The sequence below is a fragment of the Grimontia marina genome (genome assembly GCF_900060185.1).
GTDB lineage: Bacteria > Pseudomonadota > Gammaproteobacteria > Enterobacterales > Vibrionaceae > Enterovibrio > Enterovibrio marinus.
Genome location: NZ_FIZY01000208.1, coordinates 1 through 782, shown reverse-complemented (window position 1 = coordinate 782; position 782 = coordinate 1). Strand labels below are relative to the sequence as shown.

Annotated in this window: 1 protein-coding gene; it reads right to left on the bottom strand. The window is 45.5% G+C overall.

The annotated features are described in order from the left end of the window. Positions 1-782, bottom strand: a 782-nt coding sequence (locus GMA8713_RS26025; RefSeq protein WP_306456082.1) for a flagellar M-ring protein FliF C-terminal domain-containing protein, incomplete at both ends; no start/stop codon positions are given.

Genomic DNA, 782 nt, shown 5'->3' with positions numbered 1-782 from the left:
AATACCACTACCAATTAAGCTAGTCTCTCCATCCGCACCAATCGGTAAACCATCAGGTCCGTACATTGGGTCATCATCATCCGCAGCAGGGTTGAGCAGTTTTTTCAATGCAGGACGAACTAACACTAAAATCACAACGACAATCACTAGCGCACTGGCGAACCAACGAATCCAGTCGTTGAAGTTAGGATGTTCCCAGATAGGCACATCAGCCATAGTTTCAACTTCAGGCACGGCAAATTGCATGCTAAGCACATTCAATAAATCGCCCCTGTTTTCATCAAACCCAACCGTCCCAATTAACACTTGGCGCACGGCATTAATTTCACTTTCACTCAGCGAAGTGTAGGTGACTTCTCCTGTCTCTGGATTCACTGAAGAACTGTTTTTAATCGCTACCGCCACCGTTTGTCGGTTAACAAAACCGGACTGCCTGCGCTCATGGCTAATGGTAGTATCGAGTTCAAAATTGCGAGTGGCTTCTTTGTGCACAGAACCTTGCCCGAGTATCGAACCATCTTTCATCTGCGCAACGTCTTGAGGAATCGAAGCATCCGCTGGGGGTTGATTACTTAATGCACCCGGAACACCAGCGACCATACTACCGTTGTTATAATCTTCAAGCGTATATTCACTGCGAGTTGCGGGGGTATTGGGATCAAAACGTTTACGCGTTTGTTCAATGGCACTGAAATCCAGTTGGATATCCACTTGGGCGGTATAATTACCAAAACCTAGAATTGGGATTAATACCGAATCAATTTTTTCACGTAAAGCTTCTT